Consider the following 21,725-nt stretch of genomic DNA (forward strand, 5'->3'; position numbering starts at 1 on the left):
AAGATGGCGTTATCTCTACGCAACGACACGCACCAAAATGATCGGGAAGTCGATCACGCGGTGCCGGACCTGCAACTGGCGAGCAGTTTGCAACAGGCCAGGCTGGGCGATCCGTTCGCGCTGCTGGGACCGCGCTATGCAGACCTGCCGGGCGGAGGTCAACGCCTGCGCTTGTGCTGCTACTACCCCGGCGCGATCGCGGTGCAAGTATTTTCGCGGCCGGCCGACGAGCGCGATCCGCACGGCGTGCTGCTCGGCAACCTGATCCAGCTCGGCGCGGTGGAAGGCAGCGCCAACGGGATTTTCTACGGCGACGTCAACTTGCCGGCGCAGGCACATCGCGAGATCCCTTACGTGCTGCACGTGGCCTGGCCGGGCAAGAACGGCAAACTGGAAGAGGTGCAGATCACCGAAGATCCCTATGCCTTCGGCTTGCTGATCTCGGACTTCGACCTGCATCTGTTCCGCGAGGGACGGCATCGCCAATTGGCGCGCTGTCTCGGTTCGCAAGTCACGCGCATCGACGGCGTTGACGGCGTGCGCTTTGCGGTATGGGCGCCCAATGCCCAACGCGTGTCGGTGATCGGCGACTTCAACCAGTGGGACGGCCGCCGCCACCCTATGCGTCTGCGCCAGAGCGCCGGCGTGTGGGAGCTGTTCGTGCCGCGCCTGCGCGACGGCACACTCTACAAATACGAAATCACCGGTCCCGACGGCCGTGTGCAGCCATCCAAGGCAGACCCGATGGCGCGCGCCACCGAGCTGCCGCCGGCCACCGCGTCGCGCGTGATCGACGACCGCGACGGCTGGCGCTGGCGCGACGACGAGTGGATGGCGCAACGCGCGCAGAGACAATCCCTGCAGGCGCCGATCTCGATCTATGAAGTGCATGCCGCCTCCTGGATGCGCATCCTCGAAGAAGAGGGCCGCAGCCTCAACTGGAACGAGCTGGCCGAGCGCCTGATTCCTTATGCCAAGGGCATGGGGTTCACGCATCTGGAGCTTCTGCCGGTGATGGAACATCCCTTTGGCGGCTCTTGGGGCTATCAGCCGCTATCGCAATTCGCACCGAGTGCGCGCTTCGGTTCGGCGGCGGACTTTGCCGGCTTCGTCGACAGTTGCCATCGTGAAGACCTGGGTGTGATCCTCGACTGGGTGCCTGCGCATTTCCCGTCGGACGGACATGGCCTGGCGTACTTCGACGGCACGCCGCTGTACGAGCACAGCGACCCGCGCGAGGGCTTCCATCAGGACTGGAATACGCTGATCTACAACCTCGGCCGCAATGAAGTGCGCGGCTTCATGATCGCCAGCGCGCTCGAATGGCTGGAGCATTTCCACGTCGACGGGCTGCGCGTGGATGCGGTGGCGTCGATGCTGTACCGCGACTACAGCCGCGAGCCCGGCCAATGGGTGCCCAACATCCACGGCGGGCGCGAGAACCTGGAATCGGTCGACTTCCTGCGAGAACTCAACCAGACCGTCATCGAACGCTGCCCCGGCGCGCTCATGATCGCGGAAGAGTCGACCTCCTGGCCCGGCGTCACGGCGCCGGTGAAGGAGGGCGGACTGGGCTTCACTTACAAGTGGAACATGGGTTGGATGCACGACACGCTGCGCTACGTGGAAGAAGACAGCATCTACCGCCGCTATCACCATCACGATTTCACCTTCGGCATGATCTACGCCTATTCGGAAGCCTTCGTGTTGCCGATCTCGCACGATGAAGTGGTGCACGGCAAGCGCACTCTGCTGGAGAAAATGCCCGGCGACTATTGGCAGAAGCTGGCCAACCTGCGCGCCTACCTTGGCTTCATGTGGACCCATCCAGGCAAGAAGCTGTTGTTCATGGGGTGCGAATTCGGCCAGTACCAGGAGTTCGATCACGACAAGTCGCCGCAATGGGACCTGCTCGACGACCCGCGCCATCGCAGCATCCAGCGCCTGGTGCGTGACCTGAACGGCCTGTACACCAGCTTGCCGGCGCTGCATCTGAACGATACCCGCGCCGAGGGCTTCTCGTGGGTGGTTGGCAACGACAGCGTCAACAGCGTGTTCGCCTATTTCCGCCATGGCAATGAAGCCGAGGGCGATGAGCCGCTTCTGGTGGCGGTCAACATGACGCCGGTGCCGCGCCACAACTACCGCATCGGAGTACCGACCGGCGCCGCCAACGAATTCGAATGGAAGGAAATTCTCAATACCGACGCCGATATCTACGGCGGCAGCAATCTTGGCAATGCCGGCAGCGTCACTGCGCAACAACAAGAGTGGCATGGCCATCCGGCCTCGCTGCTGCTGACCTTGCCACCACTTTCCACCATCATCCTGCGCCGAGGAAAATAACATGACTTTAGTAACACCACGCCATCTGCAAGCAGGATCGCCTTACCCGCTGGGCGCCCATTTCGACGGGCTGGGCGTCAACTTCGCCGTGTTTTCCGGCAACGCCACCAAGATCGAATTATGTATTTTTGACGCCACCGGCCGTCGCGAAGTCGAGCGCCTGACCTTGCCGGAATGCACCGATGAGGTGTGGCACGGTTATCTGCCCGACACTTCGCCGGGACTGGTCTACGGCTATCGCGCCTATGGCCCCTACGAGCCGCAAAAGGGCCATCGCTTCAACCCCAACAAACTGTTGCTCGATCCGTATGCGCGCCAGCTGGTCGGCCAGGTGCGCTGGACCGATGCCTTGTTCGGCTATCGTCTGCATTCGGCCAAGGGCGACCTCAGCTTCGACCGACGCGACAGTGCCGCCGCCATGCCCAAGGCCGTCGTCGTAGAAGAGATACCGATCGGGAAAAAATTCCCACGCCCGCGCGTGCCATGGTCCAAGACTGTGATCTACGAAGCCCATGTGCGCGGCATTTCAATGATGCGCGACGGCGTCATGCCGCATGAACGCGGCACCTTCGCGGCGCTCGGTCATCCCGATTTCATCGCCCATCTACAAAAACTCGGCGTCACCACGGTGGAGCTGATGCCGGTGCATGCGTTCCTGCAAGAGAACTTCCTGCTCCAACGCGACCTGCGCAATTATTGGGGCTACAGCACTCTGGGATTTTTTGCTCCGGAGCCTGCTTATCTTTCCACCGGCGACCTCAACGAACTGCGCATGGCGGTCCGCCATTTCCACGCAGCCGGCATCGAAGTGATCCTCGACGTGGTCTACAACCACACCTGCTCGGGCAGCGAACTGGGTCCGACGCTGAGCATGCGCGGCCTCGACAATGCCAACTACTACCGCCTGCTGCCGGGTGAGGAGCGCTATTACATCAACGACACCGGTTGCGGCAACACGGTCAACATGTCGCATCCGCGCGTGATCCAGCTGGTTCTGGATTCGCTGCGCTACTGGGCGGAAGCCTTCGATATCGACGGCTTCCGTTTCGACCTGTGCTCGACGCTGGGGCGCGAGCCGACCGGCTTCGATCCGAACAGCGGCTTTTTCGACGCGCTGATGCAGGATCCGGTGCTGTCGCAACTGAAGCTGATTGCCGAACCGTGGGACATCGGACCCGGCGGTTACCAGCTCGGCAACCATCCGCCACGCTTTGCCGAATGGAACGACAAGTTCCGAGACGCCGTCCGTCACTTCTGGGCCGGCGGCGAAGGCCTGCGCGGCGAGTTCGCCGGCCGCATGCTGGGCTCGTCGGACCTGTTCGATCATCATCACCGCAAGCCCTGGGCCTCGGTCAATTTCATCGCCTCACACGACGGTTTCACCTTGCGCGACCTGGTCAGCTACGAGACCAAGCACAACGAGGCCAACGGTGAAAACGGCAACGACGGCCACAACGAGAATTACAGCGCCAACTGGGGCGTGGAAGGGCCGACCGACGATCCGGCAATCCTGCAACTGCGCGCCACCGTGCAGCGCTCGATGCTGACCTGCGTGTTCCTCGGGCAGGGTACGCCGATGCTGCTGGCGGGGGACGAATTCCATCGCACCCAGCGCGGTAACAACAACGCCTATTGCCAGGACAACGACATTTCTTGGGTTGACTGGAAAGACGCCGCCAGCGAAGAGGGCCAGGCGCTGATCAGCTACGTCGGACGGCTCACGGCCATCCGCCGTGATTTCCCTGTGCTGCAAGGGGATCGCTTCCTGCACGGCAATCGTGAAATCCTGCCTGGCCTCAAGGACGTGTCGTGGTTCGACGAGCGCGCCACGCCGATTTCGATCGAGGACTGGCAGAACCCGGTGGCGCGCGCGCTGACGCTGCAATGCGCCGGCGCCGGCAACGTCGATGCCGCCGTCCCCGAAGGCGAGGCTGAGCAGCCGGACATTGTGCTGATGTTCTTCAACGCCGGCCACGAACCGATTGAGTTCACTTTTCCGCGCGCCGAGGATGCGCACTATCTGCTCATCGACAGCAACATCCCCGACGGCGCCGTTTCCAGGGAAGCCTGTACCACCGCCAGCGTCGAAGTTGCGGCGCACAGCGTGCAGGTTTTCGCCAATCGTCCATGCCGGGAAAAATCATGAACAGTCCAGCGCCGCTCCCACTCCATCCGAACAACGTTCGTTTCCACTACCGCCTGCCGTTCGGCGCCGAATACCTCGGCAACGGCCGCACCAGTTTCCGGTTGTGGGCGCCGCTTGCCAAGACCGCCTCGGTGCTGATCGACGGTCAGCGCAAGGTGCCGATGACGCCGGCCGACGAAGGCTGGTTCGAGGTCGAGACCGATTGCGAGGCGCGCAGCCAGTACCGTTACGAGCTAATGTCGCAGACCGACGGCGAGATCAGCGTGCCCGATCCGGCGTCGCGTGGCCAGGCCGGCGACGTGCATGCCGACAGCATGGTGATCGACGCCTCCGCTTACGAATGGCAGACCGTGGACTGGCGCGGCCGTCCCTGGCACGAGACCGTGCTGTATGAATTGCACGTGGGTGCGCTGGGCGGTTTCGCCGGCGTGTTGCAACGCCTGCCGGAGCTGGCCGAACTCGGCATTACCGCGATCGAACTGATGCCGGTGGCGGAATTCCCCGGCGCCTACAACTGGGGGTACGACGGCGTGCTGCCGTATGCGCCCGACGCCAGCTACGGCACGCCGGAGCAGCTAAAACAACTGATCGACACCGCCCACGGCCTCGGCATGATGGTGTTCCTCGACGTCGTGTACAACCATTTCGGCCCGGACGGCAATTACCTCAACAGCTACGCGGCGCCGTTCTTCCGCAACGACACCACCACGCCGTGGGGCGAGACCATCGACTTCCGTCGTCCCGAAGTGGCCGACTTCTTCGCCCAGAATGCCTTGTACTGGCTGCAGGAATACCGTTTCGACGGCCTGCGCCTGGATGCAGTCCATGCCATCAGCGAGCAGGGCTGGCTGCGCGACCTGGCCCGCAAGGTGCGGCGCGCGATCGAGCAGGAAGACGCCGATATCGGCTTGTCGCGTCGGCACGTGCATCTGGTGCTGGAGCATGACGGTAACGCCGCCTCTCTGCTCGACGGCGGCGCAGGCAAGCCGGGCGAGGGCGACAAGTACGACGCGCAATGGAACGACGACGGCCATCACGTATTGCACGTGCTGCTGACCGGCGAGACCGGCGGCTACTACTCGGATTATGCGGTGCAGCCGGCCGAGAAACTGGCGCGCTGCCTGCGCGAAGGTTTTGTCTATCAGGGCGAGCCGTCGCCGTACCGTGACAATGAAGTACGCGGTGAACCGAGCGTCGAACTGCCGCCGACCTCGTTCGTGCTGTTCCTGCAGAACCACGACCAGATCGGCAATCGCGCGCAGGGCGAACGGCTGACCGCGCTGGCGCATCCGGATGCCCTGCGTGCAGCGCAGGCCTTGCTGCTGCTGTCGCCGCAGATCCCGATGCTGTTCATGGGGGAAGAATACGGCGCGCCGCAGCCGTTCTATTACTTCACCAGCCACGCCGATGAAAAGCTGGCCGACGCCGTGCGCAATGGTCGGCGCAAGGAGTTCTCGCGCTTTCCCGAGTTCTCCGATCCGCAGGCGCTGGACGCCTTGCCGGATCCGAACAGCTTTTCCACTTTCATGGCATCGATTCCCGAGCCGGTTTCGCCCGAAGAAGACAAGAGTGCCGGCCAGTGGATGGGCTGGTGCTATCGCCTGCTGCAGATCCGGCGCGAAGCCATCACGCCGTACTTGCCTGGCGCAGTCGCGCTCGACGCCCAGGCCATCGGCCTGAAAGCCGTGTATGCGCGCTGGCGGCTGAATAACGGCACGGTGCTCAACATCACTGTCAATCTGGGCGAGCAGCCGCTGCGCGAGTCGCTTGAAACACTGGTGACCCCGGCCGGCGCCGACGTCCTGTTCGACAGCGGCGGCGTGCTTGACGCGCTGGCTTCCGGCACGCTGCCGGGGCATTCCATCCTGGTCATACGAGAGGCTGCAAGATGACTTTCGCTCCTGTTGAAGAAAACCCGCCCAGCGACTACGACAGAGCGGTCTTTACGCTGGCGGCACTGGCCGGCATTTCGGTGGACTGGATTGACGCCTACAACCAGCCGCAACGTGTGACGCCGGCGTCGCTGCGCACCATCCTTGCGGCTCTGGGCCTGCCGTGCGACAGTCATCGCCAGGCACTTGACAGCATGGCGCAGCTGCAACGCGCCAACCAGTCGCGCGAGTTGCCGCCGCTGATCACCGCAGAGATTGATCAGCCGGTCTCGCTGCCCGAACATTGCGGCCTGCATGGCCGCGCGTGTCTCATCACGCTGGAATCCGGCCGCAAGCTTGACCGGCGCGTATCGGACGACGACAGCCGCACGCCGACATTGGAAGCGATCGATGAATACGGCTATCACCGCCTGCAAGTGGGAGATGCCGAAGTGACGCTGGCGGTGGCGCCGCGCCGCTGCTACAGCGTCGCCGATGCCTTCGACGCCACGCCGCACAAACATTTCAAGGCGCATGCAGATCGCGGTTGGGGCCTGGCCTTGCAACTGTACGGCTTGCGCAGTCAGGGCGACGGCGGCATCGGCAACTTCACCGGCCTGGCCGAACTGGCTGCACGGGCCGGCACCGAGGGCGCTGCAGCGCTGGCGATCTCTCCGGTGCATGCGATGTTCGCCGCCGATGCGCATCGCTTCAGTCCTTATTCGCCGTCGAGCCGCCTGTTCCTCAATGTGCTGCACATCGATCCGGCTGCCGTCCTCGGTGCGGATGCCGTGGCGCAGGTGCTCAATGAAGGTGGCGCCGAGTTGCTCGCACGGCACCAGCGGCTGGAACAAACCAGCCTGGTCAACTGGCCCGAAGCCGGCGCCCACCGCATGATGCTGCTGCGCCATCTCTACGCCATGTTCCGCATGCAGGAACGACCGTCGGCCGAACTCGCGGCATTCCGTCTGCAGGGCGGGCAAGCGCTGGCGGATCACGCGCTGTTCGAGACGCTGCATCACTGGCAACAGACCAGAAACATCGACATCGCCAGCGACTGGCGGCGTTGGCCCGAGCGCTATCACCGGCCCGGCAGCGCCGAACTGAAACGTCTTGCGGAAGAGCAGAGCGGTGAAGTGGACTTCCATATATTCCTGCAATGGCAGGCCTCGCGCTGGATGCAGGCGGCGCAGCAATCTGCGCGGGAAGCCGGCATGGCGGTCGGACTGATTGCCGATCTCGCGGTCGGCGCCGACAATGGCGGCAGCCAGGCGTGGAGCCACAGCTCCGAGATGATCACCGGCTTGTCAGCGGGCGCTCCGCCTGACTTGCTCAACACCCGCGGACAGAACTGGGGCATCGGCGCCTTTTCGCCGCTGGCGCTGCGCGCGCAGGGGTTCCGTTCTTATATCGCCATGCTGCGTTCGGCCTTCGCCAACGCCGGCGGCGTGCGTATCGACCACGTCATGGGCCTGACCCGGCTATGGCTGGCGCCCGAAGGCGGCGACGCCAATGAAGGCGCGTACCTGCGCTATCCGGCGCGCGACCTGCTGCGGCTGATTGCGCTGGAGTCGTGGCGGCATCGCGCCGTCGTTATCGGAGAAGACCTCGGCACCGTGCCCGAAGGTTTCGACGCCGATCTCAAGGAAGCCGGCTTGATGGGTATCGGCGTGCTGTGGTTCCAGCGCGATGCGCGCGCCAATTTCCTGCCGCCGCAACAATGGCCGGGGCACGCCATCGCCACTACCTCCACGCATGACCTGCCGACGGTGGCGGGCTGGTGGCGGGGCAGTGACATCGGCTGGCGCACGAAGCTCGATTTGCTGATGCCGGGCGCCACCGACGCCCAGACCCGCGCCGACCGCGGCGAGGATCGCAGCCTCTTGTGGCAGGCCTTGCTGGATGCCGGCTGCGTCGTCGGCGACCAGCCCCCCGACGACGCGCCGCAGGATGTGATCGACGGCGCCGCCGCCTTCATCGCGCAGACGCCCGCGCCGCTGGCCTTGCTCCCGATCGAGGATTTGCTGGGGTTGGAAGAACAGCCGAACCTGCCCGGCACCATCGACACCCATCCCAACTGGCAACGCCGCCTGCCGGTCACCGCGGATACGCTGCTGGACCAGGCCGACTGCCGCCGCCGCATGCGGCTGTTGCAGCGCACCGTACATACAAAAAACATCGACAAGACTGGCAGGACACATTGAACGCCCCCGCATCTCCCCGGACATTGATTCCGCGCGCCACGCTGCGCCTGCAATTCCATCGCGATTTCACCTTCGACCACGCACTGGCGCAAGTCGACTACTTTGCCGGACTCGGCGTCAGCCACCTGTATGCGTCGCCGATTTTCACCGCGCGCAGCGGATCGACGCACGGCTACGACGTCGTCGATCCGACCCGCATCAATCCTGAACTGGGCGGCGAAGAAGGCCTGCGCCGGCTAATGCAGGCCTTGCACGAACGCGGCATGGGACTGATCGTTGACATTGTTCCGAACCATATGGCGCTGGGCGACCAGAATCCGTGGTGGTGCGACGTTCTCCTGTGGGGACAGCACAGTCCCTACGCGAGCTGGTTCGATATCGAATGGCTGGGCGCCGATCCGGCGCTGCACGGCAAAGTATTGCTGCCGGTGCTCGGCAAGCCCTACGGCGAGTTGCTGCGCGCCGGCGACATCAAGCTGGAAATGGACGCCGGCCGTTTGTACGTCGTCTGTCCCGGGAATCGCCTGCCGCTGGCGCCCGAAGACTATGTCAATGTTCTGGGAGCGGCGGATTCCTCGCGGCTGGCGGAAGCCATTGCGGCATTCCGGCGCGTGCAGGAAGCGGCCGTGCAGGAAGAACGCCAGGGCTGCGCCACGCAAGCCTGGCGCGTGCTTGCGCAAGCGTTTGAGGATCCGGCGGTGCACGCGGATGTGCAAATAGGACTGGACAAATTCTCCTCGCTGACGCCGGATGGCGCGACCGCCTTGCACGAGTTGCTGGAGCGCCAGCACTACCGCCTGTGCGACTGGCGCAATGCGGGCGACGAAATCAACTGGCGCCGTTTCTTTGAAATCGGCGACCTGATCGGCATGCGCGTCGAGCAGGACGATGTCTTCGAAGCGATGCACGCCTTGCTGTTCCGCCTGGTCGGCGAAGGCCTGATCGACGGCGTGCGGCTCGACCACATCGACGGTCTGGCGGAGCCCGCGGCCTACGTGCAACGGCTGCGCCAACGGCTGGAAGCATTGAAGCAGGGCGCGCCGGCCTACATCGTCGCCGAGAAGATCCTAGGTGCGGAAGAAAGCCTGCCGACTGACTGGGGCATCGACGGCACCACCGGCTACGACTTCATGGATCAGGCCGCGGCGGTGTTGCATGACGCCGGCGGCGCCTCTGTGCTGGACGCCATCTGGAAGGAATACCGCACCGATTCCGACGGCTTCGACTACTTGGTGCACAGCACGCGGCGCCGTTTGCTGGAGCGCAATTTCGCCAGCGAATTCAATGCGCTGACCTCGGCGCTGCATGCGCTGGCGCGCTCTGCGGTCACTACACGCGACCTGTCGCTGATGGCGATCCGGCGCTGCATGCGGGAGTTGCTGGTGTATTTTCCGGTGTACCGCACCTACGGCGTTCGTGCCGGCTGCAACAGTGGCGACTCCTTCGTAATTCGGGCTACCGCGATGCGTGTGCGCGACCTGTTGGCGAAATCGGATCAGTCCGCGCTGGACGCGATTGTCGGCCTGCTCGCCGATCCGCCACAGCCCGAGATGCAGGACGAACGTCATCAGCAGCTGCATTGGCGCGCGCTGACCCGCTTCCAGCAGCTGACGCCGCCGCTGACCGCAAAATCGACCGAGGACACCGCGTTTTATCGCTACGGCCGTTTGCTGTCGCGCAATGAAGTCGGTTCCGAACCCGCGCAACTTGGGATCGAGGTCGACGATTTTCATCGCCACGTCATGCGCCGCCAGCGCGATTTTCCACTGGCGATGCTGGCCACGGCGACGCATGACCACAAGCGTGGCGAAGATGCCCGCATGCGCCTGGCCGTGCTCAGCGAAATTCCCGGACACTGGCAAAGCACCTTGCAGCGCTGGCGTGCGCTCAATCAGACCGCGCGCAGGCAGATGCCGATCGATGCGGTCGACGAGCTGATGCTGTACCAGACGCTGATCGGGGCTTGGCCGCTGGAGCAAGCCGGCGAAGCGGATTTGCTGGAACGCGTGTCGGCCTGGCAGCGCAAGGCTTTGCGCGAAGCCAAGCGACGCTCCGACTGGAATGCGCCCGACCTTGACTACGAAGGACAATGCGACGGCTTCCTGCGGCGCATCCTGCGCCCCGGTGCCGACAATGCCTTCCTGCCGGCCTTGCGCCATTTTGTCCAGGAAGTGGCCGCCGCCGGTGCGCTCAACAGCCTGGGTCAGACCGTGTTGCGATTGACGGTCCCAGGCGTGCCGGATCTGTACCAGGGATGCGATCTGTGGGATTTCAGCCTGGTCGATCCGGACAACCGGCGGCCGGTGGATTACACCATGCGGCAACAGCTGATCCACACCAGCCAGACAGCACCGCTGACGCTGGAAGACTGGCGCAATGGCGCCTGTAAACAACAAGTGATCCGCACGCTGCTGCATTTCCGCAGCGGCAGGGAAGACCTGTTCACCATCGGCGACTATGTACCGCTGACGGTCACGGGTGAACTCGCGGACAAGCTGATTGCATTTGCACGCCGCAGCGAAGGACTAACGGTCATTGTCCTGGTCAGCCGTCATGCTGCGCGGGCTATCGTCAGCAGCCATACGGCGCAAACACTGCATGCGGCGACGCCGCTGATTCCTCCGCAGCAATGGGGCGACGCGGCAGTGCAGTTGCCGGAGGACATGTCGGCGGGCGAATGGCAAAGCGTCCTGTCCGGCGCCGAAGGCGCCGTGCGCGAGCAGCGGATTGTCGCGGCGGACGTACTCCGGGTATTGCCGGTAGATGTACTCGTGCTGTCGAAGTGAGGCCGCAGCAATTCCTACAGGAAAATGCGGAGCTCGCCTATCGTGAAGCGCTTGTGCGCCGACTAGTATCGGTACAAGACGACAAGAGTGCTTGGCGGCTTACATTTGCAAGGAGATTTACATGTCCTCGATCATATTAGGCAGATTTCAATTGGTGGATGAGACCGAGTACGCAGTGGATGAGCTGGTCCAGGCCGGCTATTCGCGCGACGCGATCACCACTTTCTATCTCAATCCGGCCGGTCAGCACGACACCTATCCGGTTGGCGGCGACCGCGACGAATCGCCCGGCGCCAAGGACACGCCCGCCGGCGTGGCGGCAGGCGCAGCGACTGGCGCCGTCGTCGGCGCCACGGTAGGTTCTGCCACTGCACCGGTCACCGGGCCCATAGGCCCTGCACTGGGTGGATTGGTCGGCGCGCATCTGGGTTCTCTGGTGGGTACGCTCAACACCACCGATGATACCGACGAGGGTGGTCGTCATACGCAGGAAGTAGAAGTGCGCAAGGCCGGCATGCGCGTGGCCGTGGCGGTGGAAGGCACGCCGCAGGAAAACGAAGCGATCGCCTTGCTGCATTCACTCAAGGCGGCCGACATCGAGCGCAGCGAGGGGCATATCGAGCACGGCGACTGGGACGACTTCGATCCGCTGGCGCCCCCGCGCTACGTCGACCTGCAGGGCAATCGCTCCTATACGGGTCGAATCTGATCCGGGATTAGGGCCAAGGCATCGGCGTCACGTCTTCATATTGCGAATTTTGCGCGTTGGCGGGACGCTGATCTGCATGTTTGCCTGAATTCAGGCGCGCGCCGAGCAGCAATTGCAGCTCGCGGTCGGTCGCGATGAAATCGGACGCCTGAAGCGGTTGGGCCGTGTTGGGCCAGTTTTCCACGGCCCAGCGGCGCAGCTCAAGATAACGGCGCATCAGTTCGTCGGCATATTGTTCGCGGGCTTGCGGTTCATTCGGATGGGCATTCATCAATGGCTCCTTGCAGGTTGGCGTGTCAGGTCCAAGCCTAATCCCCCGGGACCCGGCACGGCATCGGACAGCGCCTGATTGCCCTGTAGGACGGCGCGGACGACGCCAAGGCACAAATACAAAACAAATACAAAGAAAGAAGGCCGCCATGATGGATGTAGTCGGATGGATCAGCGCATTATTGTTGCTGCTGACGGTGTCCGCCCAGGTCTTTACGCAATGGCGCAGCGGCAGCACCAAGGGCGTTTCGCATTGGATGTTCATCGGCCAGCTGGCTACCTCGACCGGATTCGTGATCTACAGCGCCAGCGTCGACAACTGGGTGTTCGTGGCGTCCAATGCGGCGACCTTGTGTGCGGCATTGGTGGGGCAGGTAGTGTACCTGCGCAATCGCCGCCGCGCGCCGCGAGACTCCGGGGATAGCTGATGGCGCGCTCCTCCCGGCAACTATTGAGCCGCTTGCAGCAGCCCGCAGAATCGTCGCGGCTGGTCATCTATGCGGCGCTCGCAGGCAACTTCCTGGTTGCCATCACCAAGCTGTGGGCGGCGATATGGACCGGGAGTTCGGCCATGCTCAGCGAAAGCATCCATTCCCTGGTCGACATGGGCAACGAGTTACTGCTGCTGTACGGTTTGCATCGCGCCAATCAGCGTCCCGACCACGATCATCCACTCGGCTACGGCCGCGAAGTGTACTTCTGGAGCTTCGTGGTGGCGGTGCTGATCTTTACGCTCGGGGCCGGCCTGTCGATCTATGAGGGCATCCATCACATCCTCGATCCCGAACCGGTTGAAAACGTCGTCGCCAGCTACCTGGTGCTGTTTGCGGCGGCCATCTTCGAAGGTTGCTCCTGGCTGCTGACCTTGCACAAGTTCAAGGGCGGCAAGCGTTATGCCGACCTGCCCGACGAGGTGAGGCACAGCAAAGACCCGCCGACGTTCATCGTGCTGCTGGAGGACACGGCCGCAATATTGGGCATTATTGCCGCCTTCATCGGCATCTGGCTGTCGCAGCATTTCAATGAACCAGCCTGGGATGGCGTCGCCTCCATCGTGATCGGCGTGATTCTGGCAGCGACCGCCGCCGTGCTGGGGCAAGAAACCAAGGGCTTGCTGATCGGCGAGCGTGCGCGGCAGGAGGTGCTCGATTCCATCCTCGCAGAAGCGACCTCGCTGGACGGCGTGGTAGGCGCCAACGGCGTGCTGACCGTCCACCTGGCGCCGCATCAGATCCTGGTGGCGCTCAGCGTGGAATTTGAAGACGATCTCAAGACGCCGCAGATCGAAGCGCTGGTCATTGAAATGGAGACGCGACTGCATGCGCTGCATCCGGAAATTGTGGCACTGTTCATCAAGCCGCAAACGGCGGGCCGCTTCCGCGATGTACTGCACAAGCAGCGCAACGAAGATCCGGCGAAGATTTAATCTTCACTGCCAGATTCAGACTCAGCAAAGCCGTGGCGCTGATGCCATTCCAGCAGCGATTCCTTGGGGAATTGTCCGAACTGCTTATCCTTGCGCCCGGCCTTGACTTCGACCCACGGCGCTTTGTAATCCAGCAGCAGGTGCGTGTATTCGGGCGGCGTCGGCAAGGGCGTATCGATGGCGGACGCGAATGGATGCACCAGGTCCGGCCAGGTCGGATCGTACAACCACAGCGCGCTGCCGCAACGGCGGCAAAAATGGCGCTGGCCGGTGCTGGTGTGGATACGTTTCTCACCTTTGCGCTTGAGACGGGCGTGATAGACGCTGACGTCGTCGGCTCCCTTGACCTTGAGACTGTGGAAATCGCCGCCGAGGTTGACGGCGTAACCGCCGCCGCCCTGAGTCTTGCGGCAGATCGAGCAATAGCAGCGCTGGTAAGGGTAGGGCGTGTCGCTGTTGAGCGTGAAGGTGACGGCGCCGCAGTGGCAGGATCCTTTGAGTTTCATGTCTTCCTCATCTGGGTTTTCCTTGGCGGGCTCAACCGGCGCCGCCCATCGAAATCATCGCTTCCTTGATCTTGGCCATGCCGAAATGCCAGATCTGGTCCAGTTTGATATGCGGCATGATCGGCAGCTCGGACGGATTGATGAATACGTTCAGGATAGCCGGTCCGGGCGCAGCAAGGAACGGTCCCAGCACTTCTTCGAGCTGCGAAGGCGTCTTGGCCGCAAAGCCTTGCGCACCGCAGGCGCCGGCGAACAACGCAAAGTCGAGGTTGGGAAATTCGGCGCCTTCGAAGGCGGGCAGGCCGGCTTCTTCCATTTCCAGATGCACCAATCCCCATTCGCGATTATTGAACACCACCACCTTGACCGGCAGTTTGTGTTCCACCGCAGTCATGAACTCGCCCAGCAACATCGTGAAGCCGCCGTCGCCTGCGGCCACGATCACCTGCCGATTCCGATCCAACGCCTGGATGCCGTTGCCCTGGCCCAGCGAGGTGCCGACGGCGGCGTTGTTGAACGAAGCCAGCAGACGCTGGCGGCCGCTCTGGCGTATCCAGTTGCCGCACCAAAGCGTCACCACGCCGGTGTCGACCACAAACACTGCATCATCGGCGGCGCGATCACTCAGGCGGCGCGCCAGGTATTGCGGCTTGATCGGGCCCTTGTCCGGATCCTTCGGCAGCACGGCATGCTTGTCGAGCGTCTCGTTCCATTGCTTGCGATGCTCACCGACCTTGCGCAGGAAGGCGGTATCGGTCTTGCCCTGCACCTGTTGCAGTAACTGCGTCACCGCCGGGCCAACCGAGCCGGTGATGCCGAGGTCGACCGGCATGCGGCGACCGAGGACGAATCCGCGCTCGTCGATCTGTACGGTCTGGGTGCGTGTGGGAAGAAATTCGGAATAGGGATAGTCGGTGCCGAGCATCAGCAGCAGTTCGGCGTCGCGCATGGCGTCCATCCCGGGGGCGCCGCCGATCAGGCCAACGCCGCCGATCCAGTGCGGGTGATCGTAGGGCAGCATGTCCTTGGCGCGGAAGGTGTGCGCGACCGGGGCTTGCAGCTTTTCTGCCAGCACGGCGATGTCGGCAATGGAGGAACGCGCACCGTTGCCGACGAAGATAGCGACCGACTTGGCGGCATTGATCAGTTGCGCGGCATGGGCGATTTCGCTTTCGGGCGGCGTCACTTCCGGTTGCGGCCGCAAGGTGTTGAGGCTGGCCACGGCAGCAGGGCCGGGCAGCTTGGCGCCAATCACGTCGGCCGGGATGCTGATGTGGGCAACGCCGCGCTGATGATAGGCCTGGGCGATGGCCTGGTGCACGACTTGCACGGCTTGCGCGGGATCGATGATGGTCTGGGTGTAGGCGGCGACATCACGGAACAGCAGGTCGGGATTGTTTTCCTGCAGGTAGTCAATGCCGCGCCGGCTGGCCGGAACGCCGCCGGAAATCGCCAGCACCGGCGCATGATCCTTGCGCGCTTCGTACAGCCCCGCGACGAGGTGGTTGGCGCCTGGGCCGGTGGTGCCGCAGCAGACCGCGAGCTTGCCGGTGAGTTTGGCCTGTCCGGCGGCGGCCAGCGCGGCGCCTTCTTCATGGCGTACGCCTATCCATTCGATGCGCTTGTCCTTGCGCACGGCTTCGGTGAAGGGATTGAGCGCATCGCCGACGACGCCGAATATCTGTCGGACGCCGATGGTGTGGAGGGTTTCAACGAGCATTTCGGCGACGGTGGTGGACATGGCTTCCTCGACAGGGTGGAGTAGCCGTTCAGCATAGGCTTGCCTTGGTGACGCCAGTATCGGCAACTGCGGTAAATCGCTGTAGGAATCCATCCAAGCTCCTGAATTCTTACAGGCAAGAGCGGCGCTGTCCGATTTTTCGCGACGTTTTGCTGCATTACATTGAACACAAGTTGCAGCGGCGACGTCCGCAGCCACACTCAAATTCAATAAGGAGAACCACCATGTCATCCACTTTCCGCATGCCATCCGCCAATATTGCGCCACGCCGTTCCGGCACCCTGATCAAGGTCTTTGGCCTGACTGCCATGAGCGTCGCGAGCCTGGCGCTGCTGATGGGCCATGCACGCGCCGATGAACTGCCGCGCGCCGACAAGAGTTTCCTCAACAGCGCCGCCGAAGCCGGCAACGCCGAGGTCAAGGCCAGCAAGATCGCGCTGGAAAAGACCACCAATCCCGATGTGAAGAGTTTCGCCACGCTGATGGTCGACGAACACACCACCGTCGGCGACAATCTCAAGAAACTGGCCGCCACCAAAAACGTCGAACCGCCGACCGAACCGAGCGTCGCCCAGCGCGCCAAGATCGCCGTGCTGGAGAAACTCGACGGCGCGACCTTCGACAAACAATACGTGAGCATGATCGGCGTCTCGGCGCACAAGGACGCGGTCAAGCTGTTCAGCAAGAACGCCGCCGAAGCCAAGGATCCGGACGTCAAGGATTTTGCCGCCAAGACCTTGCCTGGCCTGCAACATCACCTGGACATGGCGAATGCGCTGAAGGCCAAGCTGGACGCCAAGAAGTAAGTAGAACTACGAAGTAGCGTTGCGACATACATACCGAATCCCCGAGTTGCACCCCCCGCCTGCCGCCAGGCGCACATGTTCCCCTGCATGAGTCTGGCGGCAGTTTTTTGTCCGGTTGTCCGGTTGTCTGAGTGTCTGGATTTGCCGGGTGATTGTTTCGGCAGGAGGCAGCATGAAAAAGACCGCATCGACAGCAACAATTGAATACGTGCCTTGCGTGCTCAAGCTGGACAAGCACAAGTTCGCCTGTTACGTCGAGCAGTTCATCGGTAAGGTGCCGCCGCTGGACATGACGCCGAGCGGCGTCAGGATTGTGTCCAAACGCAAGAAGGCCTGGCGTGCTGCGATCGCCATGGCGCGACTCTGCAGCAGTAAATCAAAACAGCGAGAACAGAGATAAGGCCGGATCGCTTCTGGCCTTCATCTCGTTCCTCCCGCGTCACTCCACCTCTTCCAATACCAGTTCAAAGCAGATCAGCACCGGATTGCGTCCGCGCGCCAGCACGCCTTCGCACACGTGGCCGCGTGGATCGATCAGGGCGATATCGAGCTGTGCCCGTACGCCTTCATGGCCTCGGCTGACGTGGCCGGAACGCACCAGGATTTCGGTGGCGCGATCCTCGATCACGCGGCCGTCGTCGAATTCCGCGCCGATGATGCTGCCGACGCTGCCGCGCACGATGGCGTTCTTGATGCTGTGCGTGCGGCAGACTTCCTCTATCGCCATGGTCAGGTCTTCATCGGGCCGGATGCGCGCCAGCAAGGTGCGACGGCCGCCGTCGCCGGTCTCTGCCGCCACCATGGCAGGGTGGAACAGGGTGAAATTGGTTTCCGGATCGAAGCGCGTTTCCATGGTGGCATTGTGCACGCCCCAGGCTTGCGCCTGCGCGGTTTCGGCGACGATACTCTGATCCATCAGCATGTGGCCGCCGCGACGCCGGCCTTGTTCGTCGGTCCACACCGCATGGCAATGCACGAAGGGCGCGCCGTCGCGGCGGCCGAACGTGGCGCAGGCCAGCTCGATCGTGACGCCGCCGGCGACTTCGTGCGGATCGCTGTAGAAAGCGGCGTGCTTGCCATCGTGGGACAGCGCCGGCATCAGATAGTGGTGCGGTGAAACCTTGAGGTTTTCGATGCGGATGGTGCCGCCTGCAATGCCGGCGGCCGCCAGCGGAATGGCGATGGCGTCGCGCAGGTTGCGCCCGGCTTCGAGCGTGATGGTCACCGCCATGGCCGGGCCGGCCAGGCTGACGATGCGCACGGGGTCGGGCGCGCCGGGATGGCGGGCGGTACGGGCAAAGCTAGGGGCTTGTTCGAGTGTCTGCATGCTGTCTCCTGGTGTCCTCGTTGCCGCGATGCGTGCCGCGGCTTGTCGTCGGTTGGGGTAGGCCGGTGGGCCAGGTAAACATGGTATCCGGCTTTGGGATTTCATGTTTTCGGGGAAAAAGCCAGGTTTCGATTGGACTCCGGTAATTCGACGGGATTGGCATCCCGCCCGGAAAGACAGATCCACAAAGGCTTTGAGCGTACTGATCATCTTATTTAAGGGCGCTTGTCCGGACAGATGTCGAATCTGCATTGACAATATCTGACTAGTCAAATATATTGAAGCCATCACGGAGAGCACATGAAACACTACACGAAAGACAACTTCCATCCCACCACAAGCGTCGGCTTTTCTCTGGTCAAGGCCCGCAACGTGGTCATCGCCGAGATGGACGCGGTGCTGAAGGGCCTGGACATTACCGCGCAGCAGATGGGCATCATCTTGTGCGTGGGTCGCGGCATCGCCACCACGCCGTTCGAACTCAGCAAGATGCTGGAAATCGATTCGGGCCTGATGACCCGCATGCTCGACAAGCTGGAGAAACAAGGCCTGCTGGCGCGTGAGCGCAGCGTGGAAGACCGCCGCAGCGTCAATCTCGGTTTGACGGAGCAGGGCGTTGCGACAATGAAGGAGATTCCGAAGGTGGCGCCGGAAGCATTGAACCGCCGTCTCAAGGATTTCACACAGGAAGAATTTCTGGAGTTTCACCGCTTGCTGGAAAAGTTCTTGCAGGGGTAGCCGGACACCGTTTTTTGTCAGTTGCAGGATCGCTGTTGAATCAGTCACGGGCTTTTTATGCCCCATTTTTTTAAACATTTATTTGACAAGTCAGAAAATGAATAATCAATTATCTATCAATCGGGAAAGCCAGCGCCCCGGTCGCTATGGCGCCATGTTCGCGGCCTTGCTGGCTGCAGCGATGATGTCGGCCTGCGCCAATTACGCCGGTATCGGCAGCGACAGCAAACTGACGGCAGCAGCCGATCTGCAACAGAAGCAAAGCCTGGCGGCGCCGCATGGAAACTGGCCGGCCGCCAACTGGGCCAATCAGTTTGGCGACGCACAACTGGCCGCACTGATCAATGAAGCGCTCAAGTCCAGCCCGACGCTGGCCGAAGCGCAGGCGCGTCTGCAAGCCGCCGCCGCCTTCACCGAAGAAGCGCGCGCCCAGACGCTGCCGAAGGTCGGCGCTGACTATGCGTACTCACGCCAGCAGTATTCCTCGACCGTGCTGGTGCCACCGCCGTACGCCGGTTCCTGGCAGTCGGAAAACAAGGCTGTTGTCAGCGCCTCGTATGAACTCGATGTCTGGGGCAAGAACAGCGCGGCATGGAAATCCTCGATCTCCAAACTGCGCGCCGCCGAAGCGGAGCAGGAAAAAGTGAAACTGACGCTGAGCGCCGCCGTCGCCGTCACCTATAACGAACTCGCACGTCTGACTGCATTGCGGGATCTGGAGCAAGAGGAAGTGCTGGCCTGGCAAGGCATCGCCGATATGGCGCAACGCCGTCTGCGCTCCGGCCTCGATACCGAAGTCGAGCAGCAGGGCGCACAACGCAACCTGGCTGCCGCCCGCGCGACACTGACCGCGCTGGACGGCCGCATGTTCGACACCCGTTATCAACTGAGCGCCTTGCTTGGTCAAGGCCCGGATCGCGGTTTGCACATTGCACGTCCAGACCTGGGCAGCGGCGACGCGGTGACGGTGCCTGACAACCTGCCGGCCGATCTGGTCGCACGCCGTCCGGATTTGACGGCAGCGCGCTGGCGCGTCGATGCGCTGACGCATGGCATCGATGTCGCCAAGGCCGACTTTTATCCAAACATCAACCTGAGCGCCGCCATCGGCCTGGATGCCTTCGGCTTCGGCCGTTTCCTGAACGCCGCCAGCCGCACCGCGAGCGCAGGTCCGGCCATCCATATTCCTATCTTTGACGCTGGCGCATTGCGCGCTCGCCTGAAGGAACGCTATGCCGATTACGACGCCGCCGTGGCCGCCTACAACGGCACGCTGGTGTCGGCGCTGTCGGATATCGCCACGCAACTGGCGCGCATCCGTTCCGGCGATGCACAGCTGGTCGATGCACGCCTTGCCGCTCAGGCTGCAAACCGTAGCTGGAAACTGGCCGACAGCCAGTATCGCGGCGGCCTCAGCAGTCAGACCAGTGTCTTGCAAGCGCGCATTGGCGCATTGGCGGCCGAGCAGGCGATCGTCAATCTCGGCATGAACCGCCGCAGTCAGCAGATCGCCTTGGCGGCAGCGCTGGGCGGCGGCTTTGTCGCTCCTGCGGACCACGCCGACTGAACAAATCAATCGATCAAGCGAATTCAACTTACTAATTTACTCAATTCAAGAAAACAGGTGCTCATCATGGAAAACAAGGAAAACCTCGGACCCACAACGCAGCCAAACAAAGCGGCCTCTGCAGGCCTGGCGGGCAACAACGGCAAGCGCAAGACCATGCTGGTCTGGCTCGGCGTTGGCGTGATCGCCGCATCGGCTGCGTATGCCGCCTACTATTTCGGTTACAGCCGCTATCACGAGGAGACCGACGATGCCTACGTCTCCGGCAACCTGGTCCAACTGACCTCGCAAGTCGCCGGCTCGGTGGTGACCATCAACGCCGACGACACGCAAATCGTCAAGGCCGGCGAACCGCTGATCCAGCTTGACCGGGCCGACGCCAAGGTCGACATGATCAAGGCTGAAGCGGCGCTCGCGCAGGCAGTGCAGCAAGTCAGTACGCTGTACGTCAACAACGGTGTCTATGAAGCCCAGATCGCCCAGCGTCACTCCGACCTGGCGCGCGCCGAAGACGACTTGAAGCGCCGCCTCAGTGTTGGCGTAGCTGATAGCGGCGCCGTCTCGGCCGAAGACATGGCCCATGCACGCGCTGCCGTGACCGCCGCCAAGGCCGGCCTGCAGGTCGCGCAAGAACAGCTGGCGTCGAACCATGCGCAGACCGGCAAGACCTCAGTAGCGCAGCATCCCAACGTCATCGCCGCCGCCGGCAAAGTCCGCGAAAGCTATCTCAACTATGCACGCAATACCTTGCCGGCACCGGTCACCGGCTACGTCGCCAAGCGCGCCGTGCAGCTCGGCCAGCGGGTAGCCCCGGGTACGCCGCTGATGGCCATCGTGCCGCTGGACGGCGTCTGGGTCGATGCCAATTTCAAGGAAACCCAGGTCCGGCATATCCGTATCGGCCAGGACGTGACGCTGCACGCCGACGTCTACGGCGGCGACATCGAGTACCACGGCAAGGTGGTCGGTTTTTCCGCCGGCACCGGCAGCGCCTTCGCCACATTGCCCGCGCAGAATGCCACCGGCAACTGGATCAAGGTGGTGCAACGCCTGCCGGTCCGGATCCAGCTCGATGCGGAAGAACTGCGCGCCCATCCGCTGCGCGTCGGCCTGTCGATGCAAGTCGACGTCGCCACTCGCAAGCAGGACGGCACCGAACTGGCCGCTGCCAAGAACGCCTCGTATCAGACCCGTGTATTCGACAACTACGCGCAACAGGCCGATGCCGAGATCGATCGCATCATCAAACAAAACCGCATCGGTAGCTGATACCTCACAGGTG

The 21,725-nt window shown here is 62.9% G+C and carries 17 protein-coding genes; 13 read left to right on the plus strand and 4 right to left on the minus strand.

All coding sequences use genetic code 11. The annotated features are described in order from the left end of the window. Positions 1–3: 3 nt before the first annotated feature. From glgB to ACIROW_RS01870, 6 genes are all read left to right on the plus strand, one after another. Positions 4–2,346 carry a 1,4-alpha-glucan branching protein GlgB gene (glgB, locus tag ACIROW_RS01845; RefSeq protein ID WP_402271248.1) on the plus strand — a complete coding sequence of 781 codons (2,343 nt, stop codon included), beginning with the start codon at positions 4–6 and terminating at the stop codon, positions 2,344–2,346. 1 nt (position 2,347) lies between these two features. Then, positions 2,348–4,492, plus strand: coding sequence for a glycogen debranching protein GlgX (gene glgX / locus ACIROW_RS01850; RefSeq protein ID WP_402271251.1), 2,145 nt, complete (start codon positions 2,348–2,350; stop codon positions 4,490–4,492). Next, a complete protein-coding gene (gene treZ / locus ACIROW_RS01855; RefSeq protein WP_402271254.1) occupies positions 4,489–6,384 on the plus strand; it encodes a malto-oligosyltrehalose trehalohydrolase in 1,896 nt (631 codons plus the stop codon). The genes glgX and treZ overlap by 4 nt, the downstream gene beginning before the upstream one ends. Continuing rightward, positions 6,381–8,567, plus strand: coding sequence for a 4-alpha-glucanotransferase (gene malQ / locus ACIROW_RS01860; protein WP_402271257.1), 2,187 nt, complete (start codon positions 6,381–6,383; stop codon positions 8,565–8,567). Before treZ ends, malQ begins: the two co-directional genes overlap by 4 nt. Then, on the plus strand, positions 8,564–11,353 hold the full coding sequence (treY, locus tag ACIROW_RS01865) for a malto-oligosyltrehalose synthase (protein ID WP_402271260.1): 2,790 nt from the start codon (positions 8,564–8,566) through the stop codon (positions 11,351–11,353). The genes malQ and treY overlap by 4 nt, the downstream gene beginning before the upstream one ends. Positions 11,354–11,474: 121 nt before the next feature. After that, positions 11,475–12,062, plus strand: a complete 588-nt coding sequence (locus tag ACIROW_RS01870) for a hypothetical protein (RefSeq protein WP_402271263.1) — start codon at positions 11,475–11,477, stop codon at positions 12,060–12,062. Between the two features lie 7 nt (positions 12,063–12,069). On the opposite strand, the gene ACIROW_RS01875 is transcribed toward ACIROW_RS01870, so the two are convergent. After that, a complete protein-coding gene (locus ACIROW_RS01875) occupies positions 12,070–12,333 on the minus strand; it encodes a hypothetical protein (RefSeq protein ID WP_402271266.1) in 264 nt (87 codons plus the stop codon). 148 nt (positions 12,334–12,481) lie between these two features. Here ACIROW_RS01875 and ACIROW_RS01880 point away from each other — a divergent pair, with 148 nt between their 5' ends. Together ACIROW_RS01880 and ACIROW_RS01885 are read left to right on the plus strand one after the other, a co-directional pair. Further along, the gene (locus ACIROW_RS01880; RefSeq protein WP_402271268.1) at positions 12,482–12,760 is read left to right on the plus strand and encodes a hypothetical protein; all 279 of its coding nucleotides are present in this window, start codon (positions 12,482–12,484) and stop codon (positions 12,758–12,760) included. Continuing rightward, positions 12,760–13,758, plus strand: coding sequence for a cation diffusion facilitator family transporter (locus ACIROW_RS01885; protein WP_402271271.1), 999 nt, complete (start codon positions 12,760–12,762; stop codon positions 13,756–13,758). The genes ACIROW_RS01880 and ACIROW_RS01885 overlap by 1 nt, the downstream gene beginning before the upstream one ends. Here ACIROW_RS01885 and ACIROW_RS01890 read toward each other — a convergent pair. Both ACIROW_RS01890 and ACIROW_RS01895 read right to left on the minus strand, forming a co-directional pair. Further along, positions 13,755–14,264, minus strand: a complete 510-nt coding sequence (locus ACIROW_RS01890) for a GFA family protein (protein ID WP_402271273.1) — start codon at positions 14,262–14,264, stop codon at positions 13,755–13,757. The genes ACIROW_RS01885 and ACIROW_RS01890 overlap by 4 nt on opposite strands. A 31-nt stretch (positions 14,265–14,295) precedes the next feature. Beyond that, the gene (locus ACIROW_RS01895; protein WP_402271275.1) at positions 14,296–16,005 is read right to left on the minus strand and encodes a thiamine pyrophosphate-binding protein; all 1,710 of its coding nucleotides are present in this window, start codon (positions 16,003–16,005) and stop codon (positions 14,296–14,298) included. A gap of 224 nt (positions 16,006–16,229) precedes the next feature. On the opposite strand from ACIROW_RS01895, the gene ACIROW_RS01900 reads away from it, so the two are divergent. Next, positions 16,230–16,811: a DUF4142 domain-containing protein gene (locus ACIROW_RS01900; protein WP_402271278.1), complete on the plus strand. Its 582-nt coding sequence runs from the start codon at positions 16,230–16,232 to the stop codon at positions 16,809–16,811. 172 nt (positions 16,812–16,983) lie between these two features. Then, entirely contained in the window at positions 16,984–17,211 is a 228-nt protein-coding gene (locus ACIROW_RS01905; RefSeq protein ID WP_402271280.1) for a hypothetical protein, read from the plus strand. A 39-nt stretch (positions 17,212–17,250) separates the two neighbouring features. On the opposite strand, the gene ACIROW_RS01910 is transcribed toward ACIROW_RS01905, so the two are convergent. Then, entirely contained in the window at positions 17,251–18,138 is an 888-nt protein-coding gene (locus ACIROW_RS01910; protein ID WP_402271283.1) for a PCC domain-containing protein, read from the minus strand. 300 nt (positions 18,139–18,438) lie between these two features. Here ACIROW_RS01910 and ACIROW_RS01915 point away from each other — a divergent pair, with 300 nt between their 5' ends. The 3 genes from ACIROW_RS01915 to ACIROW_RS01925 all read left to right on the plus strand — a co-directional run bounded on the left by ACIROW_RS01915 (position 18,439) and on the right by ACIROW_RS01925 (position 21,712). Further along, positions 18,439–18,876: a MarR family winged helix-turn-helix transcriptional regulator gene (locus tag ACIROW_RS01915; RefSeq protein ID WP_402271285.1), complete on the plus strand. Its 438-nt coding sequence runs from the start codon at positions 18,439–18,441 to the stop codon at positions 18,874–18,876. A 97-nt stretch (positions 18,877–18,973) separates the two neighbouring features. Beyond that, positions 18,974–20,443: an efflux transporter outer membrane subunit gene (locus ACIROW_RS01920; protein ID WP_402271287.1), complete on the plus strand. Its 1,470-nt coding sequence runs from the start codon at positions 18,974–18,976 to the stop codon at positions 20,441–20,443. 66 nt (positions 20,444–20,509) lie between these two features. Beyond that, on the plus strand, positions 20,510–21,712 hold the full coding sequence (locus ACIROW_RS01925) for an HlyD family efflux transporter periplasmic adaptor subunit (RefSeq protein ID WP_402271290.1): 1,203 nt from the start codon (positions 20,510–20,512) through the stop codon (positions 21,710–21,712). The last annotated feature ends 13 nt before the right edge of the window (positions 21,713–21,725 follow it).

The sequence above is a fragment of the Herbaspirillum sp. NPDC101397 genome (genome assembly GCF_044767325.1).
GTDB lineage: Bacteria > Pseudomonadota > Gammaproteobacteria > Burkholderiales > Burkholderiaceae_D > Herbaspirillum.

Excerpts from the sequence above, each read along its gene's own strand:
- glgB (WP_402271248.1), top strand. The coding sequence starts at position 4 with ATGGCGTTATCTCTACGCAACGACACGCACCAAAATGATCGGGAAGTC.
- ACIROW_RS01925 (WP_402271290.1), top strand. The coding sequence starts at position 20,510 with ATGGAAAACAAGGAAAACCTCGGACCCACAACGCAGCCAAACAAAGCG.
- ACIROW_RS01880 (WP_402271268.1), top strand. The coding sequence starts at position 12,482 with ATGATGGATGTAGTCGGATGGATCAGCGCATTATTGTTGCTGCTGACG.
- ACIROW_RS01910 (WP_402271283.1), bottom strand. The coding sequence starts at position 18,138 with ATGCAGACACTCGAACAAGCCCCTAGCTTTGCCCGTACCGCCCGCCAT.
- ACIROW_RS01920 (WP_402271287.1), top strand. The coding sequence starts at position 18,974 with ATGAATAATCAATTATCTATCAATCGGGAAAGCCAGCGCCCCGGTCGC.
- ACIROW_RS01900 (WP_402271278.1), top strand. The coding sequence starts at position 16,230 with ATGTCATCCACTTTCCGCATGCCATCCGCCAATATTGCGCCACGCCGT.
- ACIROW_RS01915 (WP_402271285.1), top strand. The coding sequence starts at position 18,439 with ATGAAACACTACACGAAAGACAACTTCCATCCCACCACAAGCGTCGGC.
- ACIROW_RS01890 (WP_402271273.1), bottom strand. The coding sequence starts at position 14,264 with ATGAAACTCAAAGGATCCTGCCACTGCGGCGCCGTCACCTTCACGCTC.
- glgX (WP_402271251.1), top strand. The coding sequence starts at position 2,348 with ATGACTTTAGTAACACCACGCCATCTGCAAGCAGGATCGCCTTACCCG.
- ACIROW_RS01875 (WP_402271266.1), bottom strand. The coding sequence starts at position 12,333 with ATGAATGCCCATCCGAATGAACCGCAAGCCCGCGAACAATATGCCGAC.
- malQ (WP_402271257.1), top strand. The coding sequence starts at position 6,381 with ATGACTTTCGCTCCTGTTGAAGAAAACCCGCCCAGCGACTACGACAGA.
- ACIROW_RS01905 (WP_402271280.1), top strand. The coding sequence starts at position 16,984 with ATGAAAAAGACCGCATCGACAGCAACAATTGAATACGTGCCTTGCGTG.
- ACIROW_RS01870 (WP_402271263.1), top strand. The coding sequence starts at position 11,475 with ATGTCCTCGATCATATTAGGCAGATTTCAATTGGTGGATGAGACCGAG.
- ACIROW_RS01885 (WP_402271271.1), top strand. The coding sequence starts at position 12,760 with ATGGCGCGCTCCTCCCGGCAACTATTGAGCCGCTTGCAGCAGCCCGCA.
- ACIROW_RS01895 (WP_402271275.1), bottom strand. The coding sequence starts at position 16,005 with ATGTCCACCACCGTCGCCGAAATGCTCGTTGAAACCCTCCACACCATC.
- treZ (WP_402271254.1), top strand. The coding sequence starts at position 4,489 with ATGAACAGTCCAGCGCCGCTCCCACTCCATCCGAACAACGTTCGTTTC.